Raw genomic sequence first — 2,722 nt, 5'->3', positions numbered from 1 at the left:
TACGATGGACAACAACATTCGATTTAGGCGAGAACACTGACATTACCTTCGTTTACGGTAAGTACGAAGAAGATTCCAGCCGCGCCCGTGAAGGAAAAAGGCTATGCAAAGCCCATCCGGTTTTGGGTTGTGATCCGCGCGAGCTAGGGTTTGATTCACCTGACGCTAACACAACGATTCTGCAGACATTATCTCGCATCTTCACGCCATTCCCGGCTGGTGGCAATATTTATGCGGGTGCGCCTAATCCATCGGACTTGCGCGCCGTAAACGCCGACACCGACCCACGTTACAAGCTAGATCAAACCTTCGCGACATTGAATATAGAACACAATTTTGATGACTTCACTTTGTCGGGTATCTTCGCTTGGTCTGAGGGCAGCACTGAGCAAAATACCGACTGGGATAATGCGAAACTGCCATTTCGTTTCACTCGACCGATTACTTACACCGCCGCACGCGGTCAGGTAATCACCACAGACCAATTGATCACAACTGACAGCTTCACGTCGCAGACGGAAACCCAAACAGGCGAAATCCGTTTAGCAAGCAGCTTTGAGGGACGTTTCAACTTCTTAATCGGTCTGTTTACCCTCGATGGTGAAAGCGCTGGCGGCTTTGAAACTTGGCACCCATCCATTGAGCTTTTCCAAAAAGCCAATGGTCGACCAGAGGAGTCTTGGCGGGTATCGGCTTTGTCGCGCAATGGCAAAAACAGCACAGACGCGGTATTTGGAGAGGCGTATTTCAAAATTTCCGATACTTTGCGTTTGACACTGGGCGCACGCCAAACAGACGAGAAACGCTCTGGCGAGTCGCGCTCAATCGTCTTGGCACCGGTTGGTCCTTGGGTTGCATCTAGCTTTTCGGGGTCTAAGGCCACTGGCAAAGTGGCGCTCGATTGGACACCCGACTTGAGTTTCACTGACCAGACTTTGATCTATGGTTCTTATTCGACGGGCTACAAAGGTGGCGGGTTGAATAACTCGAACTCCGCGCCGACTTATGGTCCAGAAGAGGTCATCGCCTACGAAGTTGGTGCCAAAAACACTCTAGCTGGCGGGCGCGTACAGGCGAATGTAACGGGCTTTATCTATGAATATACCGGCCTTCAACTTGGGCAGCGGATTAATGGCGGCGTGGTGACGCGTAATGCTGATGCCGATATCTGGGGCCTAGAGGGCGAATTCCTCTACGCACCTAGCCGCAATTGGCTGTTTGATATGAACCTTTCTTATCTCAATACTGAGATTGCCAACTTCGTCTCAGAAGACGCCGCTAATCCGGCGCAAAGCCTGACCGCAACGACACCCACCGTGGCGGTCAATCTGGCAGGAAATGAACTGCCCCACGCACCAAAGTCCAAGATCAAAGTGGGCGGTCAATATACGACTGCCGCGTTTGCAACCAATTGGACTGCAACTTTCCGTTTAGATGCCGTTTGGCAAGACAAGTATTTCGCCCGCGAGTACAACAGTCCAACTGACCGGATTGATGCTTGGGGCGTGATTGACTTGCAAGCTCGCCTTGATAATCGCGAAGAAGGTTTCTCGATTCGGGCTTTCGTCAAAAACGTCAGTGATGAAGACAATATCACCAATATCATCATCGAGGATGCGCTGGTTGGTCGTTACCGGAATGTCCGTTTGCTAGAACCCAGAACATTTGGTGTGATCTTGGAGAAAAAATTCTAGGACAATTGTGACGTGGTGATATCAAAGATATCTTCTTCGGGCCAATACAATGAAAATGCGGGAAACCCTCATATGTTGGGTCTTTATAGGAAGGCCGGGTAAGACCTAACAATGACGTCTGATTCCGCGCTTCAGGAAGGTATGATGAAAACTGTGGTTGAAAGCTTTGAAACCGTCGCGTTGCGTACACACTTGGAAGCCAATAATGGCATAAAGGGGCTAGAGCTGCTCCAACCACATGAGGTAGATAGAGCGGTCAAGCTGTTCCAGCGCGATGGCTTTGTGGTTGTCACTAACGTGTTGGATGAAGAGCAGACAAGGTTCTTGGCCAATGGTTGCAGCGAGGTCGCAGCCCAGATACTCGCTTTGGATCACGAGCGCAGCGGTAATCGCGGTTCGCATCGCTATTCCTTTGGTGGTTCAAGCCTGACTCGCAGCCAGCTTCACCGCCCCGAATGGCAAATGTTACTCGAGATTGCGGTGGTAGACGAGCTTGTGACGGCGATATTCGGTTCGGGTGATTATTCGCTGCGCGCTGCGAGTGGTGATTTTTGTTTGCCCGGTGCAACCGGCTATCAGCCACTTCATTCAGATGTAAGCGACTGGATTAGCCCGACAAAGTCTCGTTTCAGCTCATTTCACGATCCACGTGGCCAACTGACAATTCGCGACCTACCGTGCCCCTATGTTTGCGTGAATTTTTTGCCTCAAGATGTTACACGTCTCAATGGGCCAACCCGGCAAATTCCTGGAACTCAGCATTCACGTCTTCCGATCCCAACACTTGAGGACGAACCTGAATGGATGCGGTTGAGCACTGTTTGCCCAGCACCTGCAGGGGCCATCATGATCCGCGATGTGCGCGCCTGGCATGGCGGCACGCCCAATATATCAGATAAGATGCGGGCAATTCCCAATCTCGAATTTTACGCGCCATGGTTCCGTGAGCCGATCGTTCCAGGAATTAGCTATTCCGATCACAAGAAACTATCCAAGCGCGCCCAATTCCTCTCGCGATTCTGTGTTGC

The 2,722-nt window shown here is 51.1% G+C and carries 2 protein-coding genes; both read left to right on the top strand.

Annotation, left to right across the window (positions count from 1 at the left end):
* Nucleotides 1–1,694 (top strand): TonB-dependent receptor (locus tag ACIQ20_RS16530; RefSeq protein ID WP_395782255.1); only part of this gene is annotated, 1,694 nt, incomplete at its 5' end.
* A 111-nt stretch (nucleotides 1,695–1,805) separates the two neighbouring features.
* Nucleotides 1,806–2,722 (top strand): phytanoyl-CoA dioxygenase family protein (locus ACIQ20_RS16525; protein WP_395782253.1); only part of this gene is annotated, 917 nt, incomplete at its 3' end.

Source organism: Aquidulcibacter sp., assembly GCF_044346625.1.
GTDB lineage: Bacteria > Pseudomonadota > Alphaproteobacteria > Caulobacterales > Aquidulcibacteraceae > Aquidulcibacter.
Note: the sequence above shows the minus strand (reverse complement) of the source record. Positions and strands in the feature narration are given on the sequence as shown.